This is a genomic window from Colwellia piezophila ATCC BAA-637, assembly GCF_000378625.1.
Taxonomy (GTDB): Bacteria; Pseudomonadota; Gammaproteobacteria; order Enterobacterales; family Alteromonadaceae; genus Colwellia; species Colwellia piezophila.
Genome location: NZ_KB905164.1, coordinates 345,086 through 362,612, shown reverse-complemented (window position 1 = coordinate 362,612; position 17,527 = coordinate 345,086). Strand labels below are relative to the sequence as shown.

Below are 17,527 nucleotides of genomic sequence, written 5' to 3'. Positions count from 1 at the left end.
CACTCTTCGACGGACATAACGGTTGATCGTTCCTGATTGATTTGTTCTTGGATCGATAGGCTTTCTACGTTTATCCCGTCGACACTGAATGACAACAGTATGCTCATTATCAAGTGTTATTGATTCAATACACTGTCCTGGAAGTTGAAAAAGTGTTGAAGAGATAGTTGGCATGACTTGATCATTATTCAATTGGGTGAAAAAATAATATTAAATCAATATGATAGATTAGCCAGAAGATACAATTATTTGCATCAAAGCGGAGAAGAGCCTATTTTCTAATGAGTCATTCCTCTGATGTTACTGAGACGTCTTAGTAACACACCTCAACCAGTATGGTGTTTATATAACTACTTGAAATTATTTTAATTATTATATTTTTACGTTAGCTTATTACTGCGACGTCTTAGTAACATCCAGCTACTTATAAAAAAGTTACTGTTTACGGTTTCTAATATATTGATATTATGGGATATTAATATAAATTATTTAATCTTTATGGTGCGGACATTACTGAGACGTATCCATAATAAACTGTTAGGCTTTAATTGGAGAATGCATGTTTTCATTAATTGATTGGTTTCCTTCCATCGCAATAACTTCAGTAGTTGGAGTACTGGGATATTTATGCAGGAATTTGATCTCGACTAGACTCACAAATGCAGTAAGACATGAATAGGATCAAAAATTAGAAAAAATTAAGGCTGATATTCAAATAAAGCAACAAGAGTTTGATGCTTTAAAAAGCTCTGGTATTAATGGTTTAAACCATCGCCAAAGCATATTGTTTGAAAAACGAATTATAGCTTCAGAAATGCTTTGGAAAGCTACGATACTAGTTTCTGGTGGAAGACGTGTATCAGAAATGATGTTTCGAGTAAAAGCAGAGATCGTAGATAAAAATGTAGATAAAGATGAAAAACTGCAATTATTTTTTAAGTTTATTGCAGGGCAAGCAGACACTGAAAAAATGTCAGAAGTAAATGCTGAGTTAATTAGGCCTTTCGTAACTAAATCTGCTTGGTCTTATTATGAGGCATATCAAACAATCATTTGGCACTTCATAGCCCAAGCAACTTTATATGAGAAAGGCTTAGGTAATAAATTTTTGAATACCGAACAAATGATTCAGGTTGTAAAAAACAGTACTCCCGCATCAGGCAGATTATATTAACGAATACGGTGCTAGTGTAGCTGCACTATTGCTAGATGAATTAAAAGATAAAATATTAGTTGAGATAGACAATATGTTGTCAGGTGTAACTGAAGACTCTGAGTCCGTTATTAAGGCTGCTAAAATATTGGAAAATGTTCACAAACTTAAAGCCTAACAAGGCACTTAAACGGAACTAAAATAGTTGGTTAGGTTCCGCTTCGCTCCACAATATAGCCAACAATCTTTGTCCGCTTAATGTGGGCGTTATATTTTAAGGAGGTTACCTTGAACCTTGTCTTTAGATTAAGTCCCAAAGGAGGTTTTTCTTCTTTTAACGATGTGACTAAATATTTTTCAGATACACTCATAAATGAAAATGAATTTTGCTTTTTTGATACCGGCGAAAGAAGAGAATTAAATGCAGGGGATAGCATTTACTATTTATTTAAAAGCGTTCTAATTGCTAAAGCTATATTTAATGGAGACATTAAACATGACAAGAAAAGGAATAAAAAATTTACTGTAGGTCATAAGTTAAGTGAAATTAAAACTTACCAGTCATCAGAAAAAATAGATCATTTTATCTTCAGTAATAGAACTTGCTATGTTAGAACCCAAAAAATGCAAAGCGAGATTGATCGCCTATTAAATCTTTCAAAGTTAAAAGGCAATGTTAGTGATAAAAAGGATGGGGATTTATACCCTGAAGGTAAAGAAAAATATAAAATACATAAAAGTAAAGAGCGTAATGGTTCTGCTCCTATAGATGCAAAAAAAGAACGACTAGCTAAAACAGGTAAATTAGAGTGTGAAGTATGCTCTACTGATTTTAAGGCGGTTTACGGCGATTTGGGTTTTGGTTTTATCGAGGCTCACCATACGATACCTGTTTCTAAAATGCCGCCTAACCATAAAACAAAGATTTCTGAACTTGCTCTTGTTTGTTCAAATTGCCACAAAATGTTGCATCGAGGAGAAAGTCTGCTGTCTATAGATGCACTTAAAGATATCATAAAAATATAAGTCGTTTAAAAGGACAAAATACAGTTGGCTTTTGCTCATTCGTCGCTTATTTTAGCCAACTTTATTTTGCCGCTTAAGGTGGCGTTGACAGACTCGGAGAATAGATGAATAAGTCGGTGGCAAAAATAATTGGTGTAATAGCCTCTTTAAGTTGTTTTATCGTGATTCCTGAGATTGTAAGTGCAAGAGCTAATGCGGATGGCGATACTCAGCTTTTTATTTCTATGTTAATCACTTCATTAATAGCAATGTGTTTAGGTCTTTATATAGAGTCTAAAAGAGAAAAACCTAACATTCAGGTTATCGGGATTTTAGCTTTTCTAAGTTTTATTGGTGTCGGAATGGCAGTTTATAGTCTGTTGATAGATGACCCCGAATAGAGTCCGCTGTATAACAAGAAAATAAACAGGGACACGTAACGCTTGCTCGGTTCCACTCCGTTTCACATTTTAGCAACCATTACTTAGCCTATTATTTAGGCGTTAGCTCTCAAGATGGATCGATGATGACTACAATATTTTTTCCTGAACGATTTGATAGAGATACTCTTGCACCATTTTTTGATCAATTAGAACTTCACCAAGATACACCAGATGTCTGTATTGATTGCTCGACATTAAGGTACTCATTTCCTACGGCTATGCTTGTTGCTGGTTCTAAACTAAGGAAGTGGATAATTAATCGTCAAAAAAAAAGACTAAATACAACAAAGTCAGGTCACAATAGCTCGAATAATGTGCATTCGTATCTTATGCATTTAGGCTTTTTTGATTTCATAATGATGGGTGGAGGAAATCAAGTAGGTCAAGCTAGAGGTTCCTCTGCTTATTTACCTATCACTAGAATCGTAAAGCCAGCGTATGATGCTAATTCACAAGAACTCCAAATTTGGTACGACAAAATAATGTCTAGTGTAAGAGGTCTCGCTAGAGTTGTTTCAGGTACAGTGGAAGATACTGAAGAAAATAGACTTTATAATTATGCACTTCGTGAAATTATTCGTAATGTATTTGAACACTCTGAAGCAACAGAATGTTATGTCTGTGGTCAACGTTGGTGGAATGGTAAAGTTGAAATTGCAGTTATAGATGAAGGTGTCGGTATAGCTAATTCTTTAAAAAGATCTCACCGTATACCTAGCGATAATGAAGCACTATCTATGGCTATAAAACAGGGTGTTTCAAGTACGAGTAATATAGATCAGGCTCAAAACATTTACGATAATTCAGGATTTGGGTTATATGTATTAAGTCAACTAGCTTCTAGCTTTGGCTGGTATGTTTTAGGAAGTGGCACCGCTAGATTAGTCGGACATGGTAAGAATGTTAGTCAAGCAACTCTAAATTTTAGTGGTACTTATTTTGGAATGCAATTACAGCGACCACCTCAACAGTTTAGCCAGCTTCTAGATGACATTATAAGTTCAGGTGAGGAAGAAGCAGAAGCAAGTGGAATTTCTAAAAAAGCCTCAGGTATGTCAAAGTTGTACTAAATTAGAGCTAACAATGCAATAAAGCAGGACAAAATCTAATCCGAAGCATTGATTAGCGCTTATTAGCTAATGTCTTCAATGTGGTATTAAGTGACAGCTAATCATTCTTGAAATGATATTTTTAACCGTTTAATTTTCAAAGGTCTATTCTGTTATGTAGTGCGGGGGGGGAATCTACTTATGCCTTGTGTGACATATCGGCACTGTTTACTACATTGGTTACTACATAACACCTGAGCTAGAGAAATATCTAATCGTCATTAAGTGGTATGTATAGCGGGTGACCATCAGTGTATTAACGTGAGTTATTCGTCAGTTGATATGATTTACTGCTGATACTAATCACCGAGGGTATTCGCGGTTTAATTACAGTTACGACCGTCTCTTTAAGTCATAAAGTACAACCACCTAATTTCCTTTAGGTAATAAAAAACCCACTGATTAAGTGGGCTTAATATGTTAAAGGTTTGCTGTGCTTAGTGAATGAAGGTTAATTCATTACTTGTAAAACTGAATGTGGTCTTGCATTGCATCTATCGCGTCAACTCTAAGCTGTAACATGTGGTCATTAGCTTCAATGTTACGAGGGTCAGTCATATCAATATCATGATACATAGTAGTTTTGCCGTTTACGTATGCTGCAATATAGCTTGGTGACCCATCCTTGAGAAAGTACCAATTGTAGGTATCCCAACCAATTATGTCAGTACGGTCATTACGCTCTGAATATTTATATATATCACGTGAATCACTGAACGCTGCATAGCTCTGCTTGTTGCCAACAGCCTCTGTATGTACTGATAAAATGATGTTGTTATTAGTGCCAATCTCATCCACTTCATTACAAAGGTTGGTAGCTAGTGTGTGCACCTCTAGGTCAGGGTGAACAGTAACTGTGTAATCCGTGTGGTATGAGCAGTGTAGTTCTGCCTCTTCTGAACTACTGCCACAACCAACTAAACCAAATGCTAATACTAAACTTACTATTACTGCTCTCATAATTATCTCTGCACTATTTGAATATTGTTATCTACTAAGTAATTCATATAACAAATGTCATACTGCTCAGCTGCTACATATTTAGGTTCACGGTCTACATCTATGATACCTTGCGACTTACCATCTTCATCCACAAATAAGTTTGCCCATCCGTCTTTTTCAGTTACCTTGTATGCTTGCCATTCAGTAGAACAAGCATCATGTTTAATTTTATGCTCAAGTACAGATAACTCTTTTGAACCATAGATAATGTATTCTGGCTCACCACATGCTGTTAAAGTTAAAGCTAATAATATTACTGCTAACGCTTTCATTATTTACACCCCATTTGACTTACTTTAAGTTTAACTTCGGCAAGGTGTGCTGCTGCTTTACTACTTTCAGGAATCAACTCTAATAAATCTTTAGCAGTTTTCAGTGTTATTTTTGCACCAATACAGCGTGCTTTGTTAGCATGTTCTGTGTGCATTACTTGGGTCTTCATATCCAAGAGTAGCTGTTTCTTTTGTTGGTAATTAGTGTGTAACTGCATACCACCAAATACACCGACAGCAATAACTAAACCTAATCCTATAACTTTTAATGCTTTCATTACTTTTCCTATAGCCATGTAGGGCTTGGTGTTAAATTAAATTACAGGTACAACTCAGCTTTTATGTATGACCATACAATGAATGCGAAATCGTCTTTTATATTGGCTGGTTCGGGTATTGCATCGAACTGCTCTACTGTTAACCAATGGCGCTGATTACCAACGTCACAATATGCAGAAGTCCTACTTGATAATATACATTCCGTATATGTGGATGTTGTTTGGTATGTCACCATCTTCGCACTACCGTTCTTTATTACATACGCCACGGAGTAGTCATCATTATCAGTCCACAATGTACTCTTAAAAGTATAAAAATTGCTTTGCATTACGTTATTCATACGCTGCTTAAGAGCATAACCATCTACCGCGTCTTCCCCATATATGAACGCATTCATATGAGATTGGGTCGATGATGATAGTTCAGCGTTAAATGCTGTTGCCATAGACCAATCAAATGCAGCTCCTAACTCAAGCGAAACAGGAACCACCCAAAAGTCATTAGTGCATGAGTTGATTAGGTCTACAGCTAAATCATGTGCGACCAGCGTAACTACTTTAGCCACAGGCATACATTCTTCCGGTAGTGGCTCAACTACCACGTCACATATCCCTAAATCATCACAATAGTCTATTGGTGTGCCATCTATAGGCTCTACAATAACTTCAATTGGGTTTACGTACACATCACAATCAGTTGTACAGTCAACAGGTGGCTCCACCATAATAGGTTCAATGATTGGTGCTGACTATTCAGATGAACCACCACATGCAGTTAGAGTCAATGCTATGACTATGGATAACAGATATTTCATTATTTATTCCTTATTTAATTTCACGCTTATCTATGACGGGGATTTTACAGAGAGGTAATAATTAATACTGTGCATATAGCGTCTATTTAGTGTGCAATTTACGCCAAGTTTACTTTTGTTTTTATTTGATTTATGAAAAGGAAATTAGATAGTGAGGTGGTGTAGAAGCCAAGAGCTATATAAAGAAATAAAGACTAAGAAAATCATGACCTACTAGCAAGTGACAGCTCTAAAAGTTACTGGAAAGCTATTCTAGGCACTAAAAAGCGCACTAAAAAGCGCACTAGAATTAGACGATATTTGTTTAGGTGTTTGCCTGACTAACGCATAACTACGGGTAAGGTACACCTACTAGTTGTTGCTTTCTTCTGCTTTAAACCTGTCGTTAATCCAGTACGCTATTGGTTCAAATAGCCTCACATCTGTAGTGTTAGTTTCTCCAATGAACTCGAAAAAGTAATCCTTACCTGCTTGTGTGTTTGATACAAGTTACTATGCCAAGCTTTTGTATTTTAGTTATATTTATTCTTCACTGTATTATGGGGTCGATTTGACGATGTTTTTCTGTGTTGTTTTCTTGTGATTTCAATTTGCTCGAAAAGTTTTCAAAGTGACTCTAGTGCAGGCGAAAGTGATATTTTAAGAGGGCTGTCGAGAGGAGACTATTACTTGCTGTTGGACAAATCGTAGATATCTATCTATTACAAGGTTTTTTAAAGTATATGTTGATTTTTTACGATAATTTGTTGGCAAAGCAAGTGGTCAAATAATTTTTAAACAGACTTACCCATAGCGACACTATTTGACGATTAAGGTGCTATAGTGATTTTTTGTTAGGTGAAGGAACATCATGAATAAGAGTACTATTTTAAGACAAATCACCATGCTTAAAATTATCCCTAAGCATCCCGCTTTTGTTCTGACTAAGGATTTATATCAGCGGTTAATAGATGATGGTTTTAAAACATCTACTCGCACTGTCGAGCGAGATTTACATAAGCTTGCTGATGTTATGGGGTTAATTAATTATGATAGTCCTGAGGGGTATAAGTGGTCTTATATAAACCATGCCCGCGAGTTGTTGCCTGCACTTTCCCCAAGCGAATCTTTATTACTACTGCAAGCTAAAGAGCATTTGAAAAATATTATGCCATTTAAAGCCTTGCAGTCCTTAGAGCCACGATTTGATAAAGCTGAGGCTACTTTGTCACAGAATACGGTTATGGCAAACTGGCAAGATAAAATAAAGGTTGTTCAAGGTATGGTGCCCTTGATTGTTGCTGAGGTTAATGAACAGATTAGGGAAGATGTTTATGAGGCAGTTGCACAAGCTCAGCAAATAAAGATCAATTACCGAAAAAACAATGGCGATGTTGCCGATTATGCATTAAGTGCTCATGGTTTGATTATAAAAGACTATGTTCAGTATTTAGTGGCGAGCAAGCTTAGCTCACCAGATACCTTTCAATTATTCAAATTATCACAAATACAATCAGTAGAGCGCCAATTTTTAGATAATTTGCCGAGTGCTGATGATGTTTCAGTATTTATACGCTCGGATGTAACTGGCTTCATGATAAGTGAAGAACCAATATTGCTAAAAATGAACATTTCTGGCCCAGCCTTAAATCTACTAGAAAATTCAAAACTTAGTGATGATCAACATCTTAAATTTTTTACGGGCAGTACTGGACGACAGTGCGCGTTGTTAACAGCGACGGTAGATTTTACCTATACTCTTGTTCACTTTTTATTAGGTTACGGTAAATTGGTGCAGGTATTGGAGCCAGAAAATTTAGTTGATGCTCTAGAAGAGCGTAAAACAGGTGAAGTGTTTTGAATAATTGAATGTTTATGGGAATAAAATGGAAAGTAAAGTTAGAGCTATTAGCAAAGTTATAGTTGAATCAATAAAAAACACTCTGATTATGCAGAACAAGAACAGTTAAGAGCCTAAATGTTTAACCTGAATTTTTTGTCAGTATTAACGCCTAAACGCTAAGGGAAATATTGATGATAATAAATCAAAGCCCCTTAGGTGTAAATCAATAAAATTAGCCAGTAGGATAGAGCATGAATCCAAAAGAAATGAATAAAAAAATGTACGGAGAACTTGGCGATTTATTTGAATCCTATTGGGACCCGGGACATCAACTTTATAAAAAACACTTTAAATTACGAAGTACAGTTTTAACTAAAATTTACCAAGATCATCTTGACGATAATACAGTTGAAGTTAAATTTTGGATCAACACTGATAGCAAACCAGACAAGTTAGATTTCGAGCTAAGAAGCAAGTCTTCTCAAAAATAATTATTCTAAAAATAAAATTGTTAAATTTCTTCGTAAACATTTTGTAGGTGGAGAGCAACCTCGTTTAGAAGTCTCATCTGGTGAAAACTCAAAAATCGTTCATATGATTTTACCACCTGATTTTACTGATAGAGTGGATACTTTTAGGTCTTTGCTCAAATATTTCAATCGGAAAATTAACGAAATTAGTAAAGACTTCCAAGATGGAAGTTTCCCTGACGCTTATGTGGGTCCTACAGATGAAAGTGATAGTGATGATTCGGGCAACTCAAATAAAGAAGAGGTATCAGGGGATGGGTTAGGCCTTGAAGAACGAATTATGAAGGGAGGGAAGATCTATGCAAATAAGAATGAAAAAAAATTGACTCAAAACTTTGTTAAGTGGATTAAAACCAAATCTGAATATTCACTTGAAAGTCTTGAGCAAAGAGCTAATGCTCGTGATCGTATAGATGTTGTTTTGTCAAAAAACAAAGAATTGTTAAAAGAGAAAGAAACGATTTACGCTGAACTAAAAAGTGTTTCAAGCTACTCAGGGATGTCTAAAAGAGCTATAAGGGCAGCTTTTAGATTATCAATATTATGATGGAGACCCTAAAGCAAAAGAGCTTTGGATTGTCTTGGATTCTTGCGAAATAATAGATTCAGAAATGTTATTTATTAATACACTTAATGAAGTTCTTCCCAAGATCAACCTAAAACTTGTTGTTGAAGATGAAAAATTAGGTTTTGAAATCCTTGACTCTAGGAGGTAAATAACCACAGACGCCGACACCAGCTGTCGGTGGCACAAATACAATAGTCATAGTTCCTTTATTTAAGTACTAAAAGAGACAACTATGGCTATTAGAAAAAAAACTCCCGCATTAGAAATAGAAGCTAAACCTTATGCATTAACTATTCATGAGCAACCACTAGTGCTTTGTTGCATTTATAAATTACTTCAGCAAATTCAAACTCATTGTTTAACCTTAGATGATTTGATTGATGAGTCTCTCATAGTTCGTAGCTTGGCAGCGTTAGGTATGCCAAGACGTTTTGTAAGTGGCCTACAAAAAATTGATATCCCAAAATTCTTACGTAAAACAAAAAATACTAAACAAGATCATCAACTGAAATGGCTGAGCAATATCATTGATGAAACGTCATTGTCCACATTGAAAGCTGCAAAGTTTTACCAAAACATTCGCACATTAACGAAAAAGACAAAACATCCTCGCTTATATTTCAGGTTGTATCTATTTTGTTACCTTAAACAGGTTTCAGATCCTTTTCGTCAATTGGTTGATGAGCTTAATTCTGACTACGGTAATAATGAAGATTCTAAATTTCTACTGTTAAATATTATTGGTATCAGTGAAAGTGATATTAATAAGGCACTTATAGGGCATGAACTACTCGAACAAGGCTGTGATAGTTTATTAGTGAATCAAGATGAAGAAAGTATTCACCTTCAAAGCTATTCATGTATTGATATAAGGATAATGCTGGCGAATATCGAGCTTCCTCAGAAGTTTATTCCTGTTATCAGTAGCCATCCAGAACTGACTTCTGTAGAGCACTTAATTAGACAGTGTTATCAATTAAACTATAAAGCCTCATTGACACCATTAGACTTTTCCTCCGATCAGTTTATACCCATGTACCAATATTTAGAGACCGCAATAGCACTTAAACAAAGAGGAGTGAATATTTTATTGCATGGTGAGCCAGGTGTGGGTAAAACCGAATTAGTTAAAACGATTGCCAATGCTCTTGGCTGTGATTTATTTGATATTAGTAAAAACTCAAATAATGATGGGCGCGGTAATCTTTCCGAAAATATGGCAAGTGAGTTATTACGGACTCAAGTACTATGTGAACAGCTAGGCAATATTATTTTGTTAGTCGATGAATGTGATGATTTCTTTTATGAGAGTACTTCAAGTGGTAGGAATATAAGAAAACATCAGGTAAACAAAATTTTAGAATGTTCTATTAAGCCAACAATTTGGATAACTAATACCCCATCAAGCCTTGATGATGCTTATGTACGTCGTTTTGATATGGTGATGGAGATCACATCACCAGAGCCAGAAAATTATGAAAATAAAATTAGGAAATTAAGTAAGGGATTACGCTTATCAAGCGATTTCATTGAACATATTTGCCATCACAAAAACCTTTCAATTGCGCATATAGAAAAAACGATTAACGTAACAAAAACGTTTGGCCTGACGGCAACTAAAGCAGAAGAGCAAATGACTATGTTGTTAAATGGGTATCTCGTTGCAGGTAGTTACCCAAAATTAAAAGATATACAAAAGTCTTCACATTTAGACTATGACTTATCACTGACCAATTGTATTGGGCATGACTTGAAAGTTGTGCAAAAAGGTATCAGCCGTTTAGGTGAGTCTCGCATACTTCTTTATGGGCCTCCAGGGACAGGGAAATCGGCTTATGCTAAGTATTTAGCAGAAGAGGTTGATATGCCATTAATCACTAAAAGCGCTTCTGATCTACTAGGTGCATATGTTGGGGAAACTGAAAAAAATATAGCTGCAGCCTTCGATGAGGCAAAAGAAAGAGGGGCGATATTATTGTTGGATGAAGTCGACAGTTTCTTAAACTCTCGTGAGGGTAGCAGTCAGAACTGGGAATCAACTATGGTGAATGAAATGCTGACTCAAATGGAAAACTTTGATGGTGTCTTTATAGCAACAACAAACTTTAATAAAAAGCTAGATCATGCTGTTGCTAGGCGTTTTGATTTTAAAATAAAGTTGGATTATTTAAAACATGAGCAATCGATAAAAATGTTTAAACAATTAACGCCTCAAATAACCCAAAAAACGAAAGGTAAACTTGAAAAACTAGTTAATTTAACTCCAGGTGATTTCTTAGTAGTAGCCAGAAAATGTACATTACTAGGTAAGTTAGATGAACACTTCGTTTTGAATTACTTACAGCAAGAGTCTACTTATAAAAGTCCTAATACAAGCTCTATTGGTTTCTTATGATATTTAAAAAAAAACACTGGTTTAGAACAATAAATAAGCTTTATTCAACGATTTATATAAATTAAAAAACTATATACGTTTAAAACATGTACATTATAACTACATCAAATAAAGGGAATTATATGAGATTTGTACTAGTTACCGACTCACTATCTGCATCAGTAGTGAGAAAAAAGTTGGCTTCGACAGGCGCTGTTAATACAAAAGTAGGAACGTTTACTTCTCTAATTGAGCTTTTGTCTGAACTTTGGTTAATTCCCAATATTGAAGATGACTTTAAGCAAAACCTATCAGATAAAGCATTAGAAGCAAATGATGCTTTCTGGTCTGAAAGTATCATGGTTGATCGAATTGCTAGCTTGGCTTCTGTCGAGTCAAGTCTGAGATTAATCCTATCTGCATTACCTCTCAATGAACCTCTAGAGTTATTGAAAGATAGCTCAACTAGAATGGCTCGATATTATAATGATTTAGTCATACTCTTTGATTCTTTGGAACATTGCAGGCCGCGTATTCAATTGTTATCAGCAGCTTGGTTAAAGGTGGCAGATTTACAGTCAATCGAGTCATTAGAATTAATATGTTCCCCTGAGCTTCTAGATTTAGAACTCTGGCAAACACAGGTAGTTGATAAACTCTTGAGTTTAAGAACAGAGCAAGAAGACTCTGCTTTGATTACTTCTGCATTAACTGAAGTATATCAAGCACACCCTGATATAAGTGGGGAACTTTGCTTCTTAAGTAAACAACTTTTTAATGCATCTGATTTACATCACTCATCAGCACCTAACAATATTCATTGGTTATCCTGTCGAGACAGCTTACAAGAGTCGGAAGTAACTGTTGGTATGTTAAAAAGTGCAATAGATTCAGGTACAAATCCAAATGAGATTGCAGTAATTGTCCCTAGTCATTCAGAAATGGAGTCAACACTACCAGATTTGATGAATTATGCTGGTATTTTAAGCTCCAATAAACAAGCCGTTAGCAGTGCTTATCAATGGGAGTTACAGTTAATAAAGGATTGTTTGATATATTTCCAAGAGCTGACAGATTATAGGGATGCATATGCACCAATGAGTTTGGCTGCAATTATAACTAATCCATTAATGCCTTGGTCAAAGTATACTAGTCAAAAGTACGCTGATCTGTGTTTTAAGGGCAGCTTCAGAAACACTCGAGCTAACATAGAGTTTCCTGAACCAGATAACGCTCTATTAGAGGTACTATGTTGTGACTCTGTTTCTAATTGGGCTGTTTGGTTAGAGCAAATAATAGAGCATTTGAGATTTCCTAAAGACGCTAGATATGCTTCTAAAAAAGTGTGTTTGGAGGTTATTGATGAATTAAAAATTTATCAAACACAGATGCAGCAAGTCGATCTGAAGCAACAGCTAAACCTGCTAATTAATCAAATTCAACCCAAAAATTTCTCTAATGATAATACTTCTCCTGGTGAGCTTCAAAATGGGATCTTGGTTCTGGAGGAGTCAGAAGTTTTATTATCGCATGTAAAACACCTTTTTATTCTTGGTTTTAACCAAGGCTCTTATGAGGCTACACCGGCGATTAAAGGTGTTTTTACTAAAAATAATTTGAAATATTTATCCATGCAGACGGGGCTAGAATTTGATCGTACATCAGCTAAACAGAATTACCTTCAAGCACTTTTAAGAAATAACCTATCTAAAGCTAGTCATTCGATTACATTACTCTTGTCAGAGCAAAGCTATGATGGCTCTACAATTCAACCCAGCGCAACATTACTAGATATGGCTCTTTGCTTTCAACCTATGGAAGGAGTTAAGCCTGAGTTATTAATCGAAAGAGTTCATAGCAGTGAGATTAAATTACCATTTATTTCGCATGAAATGGAAACAGCCAAAGTTAAGCCTAAAACTGTTATCGAGTTGAGTGATATTGAGCTGGGAATAGATTTGATTGAAATTAATCAGGATATAAATGGAAACCAACGAACGGAATCACCAAGTAGCCTTAATGATATGTTGGTTTCACCTTTAGCATGGTTTCTGAACCGCCAAGGCTTGACCAGTAAAGGTTGGGATGTTCAAGAGCTTAGTATATCCCTACAAGGAACTATTGCTCATAAAGTGTTTGAATTGCAATTTGATACGGAAAGTAAGTTAAGTATTGAAGAGTATGTCACTTTATTTAATGAAGCTATTTCCATAGAAGCTCCATTCTTACTTACCCCTTTTTGGCGTATAGAGCGCTTACAATTACAAAACGAAATTCAGAAGTCGCTTATCCCCTTTGTTGAGTGGTGCCAAAAGCAAAAGTGGAACATTAAGGAAACTGAACTAGAAATGTTTGGCTCTTTATGGGGGCTCCCACTACGGGGTTTTGCTGATTCAATTTTTGAACAGGATAATGAAACATTAATTCTCGACTATAAGAAATCTAAGTCAGATAAACGATTAAAGATGTTAAATGAAGGTTTCGATCTTCAGACATATATTTACAGAGAGTTATATCAACAAATGACAAAAGTTAGTGTGAGTAATGTTAATAGTGGCTATTACACACTGAATGATAAAAAACTGTTAGTTGATGGAATTCCACATTCGAATAATGCTGATATTGAACAGGTAAGGCCCAGAGTAAGTCTAGAGGAACAATCATCATTAGCTATTGAAAAAGTAGAAGAAAGAATTAGTGAGTTACGAAAAGGACAGATTAAATTAAATAGCGATGAGGACAATCAAAAATGGAACGAGCTTGGCATAGCTGCTGAATATATATTTGAAAGACACCCATTAGTTAAACTATTTATGAAACCTGAAGGAGAACAATAACATGGCATTAAATGAACTTATAACTCCTTATCAGCCTTTAAATTTAATTAAAGCAGGAGCTGGAGCCGGTAAAACATATCATATTCAAAAAACGTTAACTGACTGGATTTGTCAGGGCAATGTTAAAGCGGATCGTATATTGGCAGTTACCTTCACAAATGCAGCAGCAAATGAAATGCAAGAACGTATTAGGTTAGCTTTAATACAAAAAGGCTTGCACGAGGAATCTAAATTACTTCAACAGTCATCTATATCAACAATTCATGGTTTTGGATTGTCTTTAATTGAGCGTTTTGCATTTGAAAAAGGAAGCTCTCCTGAGCCTAAACAACTAACAGAAGCAGAGCAACGCATTCTAATTAGTCGAGCACTGAGCGATGTTGAAGATATTGACCCTATCCTCAGTCGATTGCCTTACTGGGATTATAAGCTGAAAAAAGGTAAGGACTTTATAAGTGCCTCTGAACAACTTAAAAATGATTTACTAGCTACAATATCGTCGTTATTAAATTTGGGAGGGAAAATTCATAGTAATAACTTTAACGGCTTAGTTGAACAGGCTTTAGAGTCTGTTCGTATTACTTATGGTAAGGGCTTATCAAAAGAAAGCACACTAAATGACTCCTTAATGAAAGCAGTACAAGTTATCCAGAACAAATACACCTTCGAAGAGCTTATTGATGAGTGGGGAAGTAATACCGCTACACGAAGTTTCGTTACAACAATTTTTGATGTTACTCCGGATAACATAAAAGATGACTGGAAGTTATGGACAAAATTACAAAGTATAGAAACAGCCCCCAAAATTTTTAATAAAAAAACAGGTGATTCAAAACATGAAGATTCATCACTAGCATTTGCTTTATGGGCAGCAGCCGATAAGTTAAAAGTTCACCCTGGGCCATTGAACAAATCTTTAGCTAAAATAGCTATGCTTTTAAATAGTGCCAAACTTGCTCTTGGAGAATATCAAGCAGGTAAAAACTCATCAGGTTTAATAGATTTCAACGACATGGTTACTCTTTCAGAGAAGTTAATGAAAGAAGAGCAATACTTGTCTGAAATGAAATATCAGTATGACTGTTTAATCATTGATGAATTTCAAGATACTAACCCGTTACAATTTGCTTTACTTTGGGCTTTTCAAAAAGTAGGGATTCCTACATTGATTGTGGGAGATGTTAAGCAGTCAATTATGGGTTTTCAAGGAGCTGATAAGCGTTTGTTTGAAAGCTTGCTTAAGCAAAACCCAGACTGCTCTCGTGAGTTAACTAGTAACTGGCGTAGTACAAATGAAGTTATGGAATTTGTAAATAAGCTAGGCCCAAAACTATTTAAGGAGCAATATCAGAAGTTAACACCACGAGCACAGATTGCTAGTGAGCTAGATCCTGTTGTAGTTATTAATTTTTCCCCTGAGCTATGGGGAAGTAAAGCAAGTAAAAACAAGCGAGGTTACAGCAGCGAAGGAGCTTTTGCTATTGTGCCTGAAATAAAAGTATTGCTTGATTCAGATAAGGAAATAACGGATAAAGTAACTGGTTTAAAAAGAAAAATCAGACCGAATGATATTGCTGTTTTAGGAAAAACTCATAACGATTTAAATCGTTTTGCCTTTGCATTACGTCAGGCAGGTATTCAACCACAAATTAAAAGAAGCGGGTGGTTTGAGTCAGACTCAATAAAGGAATTGTTTTATGCATTAAGCTACATTGCTGACCCAAGAGATCAACATGCATTACTTTATTTGAAAGTGCTCCGTGACCCGAGTGTTCATCTGCAAGATGTTTTTAGTGAGTATTTAAAACAAGATAAACCTAGAAGGTTTGAATTCATAGAGGTTGAAGTTCTAAATGAATTATCAAGACAATCAAAATTCAGCTCTATAAAACACTTAGTGCAGCGGTGTATTGATGATTTAGGTTTGTGGGATAAATTTGCAGCTATAAACGAATCTCAGAGTAATCAACAACAACGTACTAACTTACTAAAACTAATTCACCTCGTAGGTGTATTTGAAAAGTCAGAATATTCTTCACTTAAAGCCCAAGGTATTTACGGAAAAGGTTTATCAAGTTTTTTGATATGGCTAAAGGTGAATCGAGATGATTTTGGTAAACAACCTGATGTAAATGGTGACAATCAAAATGCCGTAGTGCTAAGTACTTGGTATGCTTCTAAAGGACTAGAATGGCCGATTGTTATTGTCTTAGGGTTAGAGAAGGAAGTTAATGTAAGACTTCCGCATATTTCTGTTCAGTACAATTCAGATAATGATGTTGATGAAATGTTAGAGAATGCATTTACTCAAATCGTTACTAGTTTTGATGACTCTGAAACAAAACAAAAGTTTATTGATATGTTGATGCCATTTGAGCAAGAGACATTGAAAAATTTAACATATGTTGTCATGACAAGAGCAAGAGAGCAGTTAATACTTCCTTGGTTTGAAACCGATAAGCCAAATACAATGCAGAGTTATGTCAATCGTATAAACCTTGATAAATACTCCCACAAAGCAGCACACTATTCAGATGAATTAAATAAAAAAATTGCCAATAAAGAGCCAACTAAGCAATTAGGTAGAATAAATTTAACTGCACAAAAAACACCTGAGTGTGTTCAGGCTAATATTTCCCCTACAAGTTTAGCAAATAATATTATTCAAAATGGTTTAGTAGATAATATTAGTGAATTGGTCTCATTAGAGTATGGATTACCAGTTAACTTAGGATGTCTTGATAATTATCAAGCTAATGACGTTGGCACCTGGATACATCAATGCTACCAAGTACTCATAACCAGACCCGAAATTAGAGAACGCTTATTTGTTAAGTTACCTGTGATCAACGGAAATCAAGAGCTTAAAGAGCAGCTTATTGTGCAAGTTGATAACCTTAAAACTTGGCTCAATAAAAACTGGAGCGCATCTTCGTATAGAACAGAGTTACCAATGTTATCGATAGTAGAAAATGGAGCAACGCTGAGCGGAATACTTGATTTACTGGTTGAAACAAATGATGGCTATTGGATAGTTGATCACAAAACGGACTGTAAAACCGATGACAAACAGTTTAAACATCATCTACCCCAATTGCTTACTTATGCAAAACATATAACGTTGAACAAGCCGATTATTGGGGTTGCCATAAACTGGGTGAGAGAGGGACGGTTAACAACAGCAAGAGTGGTATAGCAATGTGATGGATAATAGCATTAAAGTTTTGGGTTAACAGGAAGTATTACTAACAGGAAAATCTAAGTTAATAGCACTATTAAACAACTATGGGCCTGCTTTTTTATTTGGTCTTTTAAGCAT

14 protein-coding genes are annotated in these 17,527 nt (G+C 35.4%); 10 read left to right on the top strand and 4 right to left on the bottom strand.

Translation table 11 applies throughout. The annotated features are described in order from the left end of the window. Positions 1-784 precede the first annotated feature (784 nt). The 4 genes from F580_RS0110370 (at position 785) to F580_RS0110350 (ending at position 3,671) form a co-directional block, all read left to right on the top strand. Positions 785-1,174 (top strand): hypothetical protein, encoded by a 390-nt coding sequence (locus F580_RS0110370; RefSeq protein ID WP_157443071.1) that lies wholly within the window; start codon positions 785-787, stop codon positions 1,172-1,174. Positions 1,175-1,441: 267 nt separating this feature from the next. Beyond that, entirely contained in the window at positions 1,442-2,179 is a 738-nt protein-coding gene (locus F580_RS25505; RefSeq protein ID WP_169338306.1) for an HNH endonuclease, read from the top strand. A gap of 104 nt (positions 2,180-2,283) precedes the next feature. After that, on the top strand, positions 2,284-2,559 hold the full coding sequence (locus tag F580_RS0110355; RefSeq protein ID WP_019027658.1) for a hypothetical protein: 276 nt from the start codon (positions 2,284-2,286) through the stop codon (positions 2,557-2,559). A 122-nt stretch (positions 2,560-2,681) separates the two neighbouring features. After that, positions 2,682-3,671 (top strand): sensor histidine kinase, encoded by a 990-nt coding sequence (locus F580_RS0110350; protein WP_019027657.1) that lies wholly within the window; start codon positions 2,682-2,684, stop codon positions 3,669-3,671. A 498-nt stretch (positions 3,672-4,169) separates the two neighbouring features. Here F580_RS0110350 and F580_RS0110345 read toward each other — a convergent pair whose 3' ends face one another. From F580_RS0110345 to F580_RS0110330, 4 genes are read right to left on the bottom strand one after another with little or no spacing between them, the layout of a single operon-like run. Continuing rightward, positions 4,170-4,670: a hypothetical protein gene (locus F580_RS0110345; RefSeq protein WP_019027656.1), complete on the bottom strand. Its 501-nt coding sequence runs from the start codon at positions 4,668-4,670 to the stop codon at positions 4,170-4,172. Between the two features lie 2 nt (positions 4,671-4,672). Next, positions 4,673-4,984 carry a hypothetical protein gene (locus F580_RS0110340; protein ID WP_019027655.1) on the bottom strand — a complete coding sequence of 104 codons (312 nt, stop codon included), beginning with the start codon at positions 4,982-4,984 and terminating at the stop codon, positions 4,673-4,675. Next, positions 4,984-5,262, bottom strand: coding sequence for a hypothetical protein (locus F580_RS0110335; RefSeq protein ID WP_019027654.1), 279 nt, complete (start codon positions 5,260-5,262; stop codon positions 4,984-4,986). The genes F580_RS0110340 and F580_RS0110335 overlap by 1 nt, the downstream gene beginning before the upstream one ends. Before the next feature lie 41 nt (positions 5,263-5,303). Next, positions 5,304-5,987: a hypothetical protein gene (locus F580_RS0110330; RefSeq protein WP_019027653.1), complete on the bottom strand. Its 684-nt coding sequence runs from the start codon at positions 5,985-5,987 to the stop codon at positions 5,304-5,306. 940 nt (positions 5,988-6,927) lie between these two features. On the opposite strand from F580_RS0110330, the gene F580_RS0110325 reads away from it, so the two are divergent. The 6 genes from F580_RS0110325 (at position 6,928) to F580_RS0110300 (ending at position 17,404) form a co-directional block, all read left to right on the top strand. After that, on the top strand, positions 6,928-7,917 hold the full coding sequence (locus F580_RS0110325) for a helix-turn-helix transcriptional regulator (protein WP_019027652.1): 990 nt from the start codon (positions 6,928-6,930) through the stop codon (positions 7,915-7,917). Between the two features lie 233 nt (positions 7,918-8,150). Continuing rightward, positions 8,151-8,390, top strand: coding sequence for a hypothetical protein (locus tag F580_RS0110320; protein ID WP_019027651.1), 240 nt, complete (start codon positions 8,151-8,153; stop codon positions 8,388-8,390). A gap of 103 nt (positions 8,391-8,493) precedes the next feature. Next, positions 8,494-8,976 (top strand): hypothetical protein, encoded by a 483-nt coding sequence (locus tag F580_RS0110315; RefSeq protein WP_019027650.1) that lies wholly within the window; start codon positions 8,494-8,496, stop codon positions 8,974-8,976. A 253-nt stretch (positions 8,977-9,229) separates the two neighbouring features. Continuing rightward, a complete protein-coding gene (locus tag F580_RS0110310; protein WP_019027649.1) occupies positions 9,230-11,392 on the top strand; it encodes an AAA family ATPase in 2,163 nt (720 codons plus the stop codon). Positions 11,393-11,514: 122 nt separating this feature from the next. After that, a complete protein-coding gene (locus F580_RS0110305; RefSeq protein ID WP_019027648.1) occupies positions 11,515-14,208 on the top strand; it encodes a PD-(D/E)XK nuclease family protein in 2,694 nt (897 codons plus the stop codon). A gap of 1 nt (position 14,209) precedes the next feature. Continuing rightward, the gene (locus F580_RS0110300) at positions 14,210-17,404 is read left to right on the top strand and encodes a UvrD-helicase domain-containing protein (protein ID WP_019027647.1); all 3,195 of its coding nucleotides are present in this window, start codon (positions 14,210-14,212) and stop codon (positions 17,402-17,404) included. Positions 17,405-17,527: the final 123 nt, after the last annotated feature.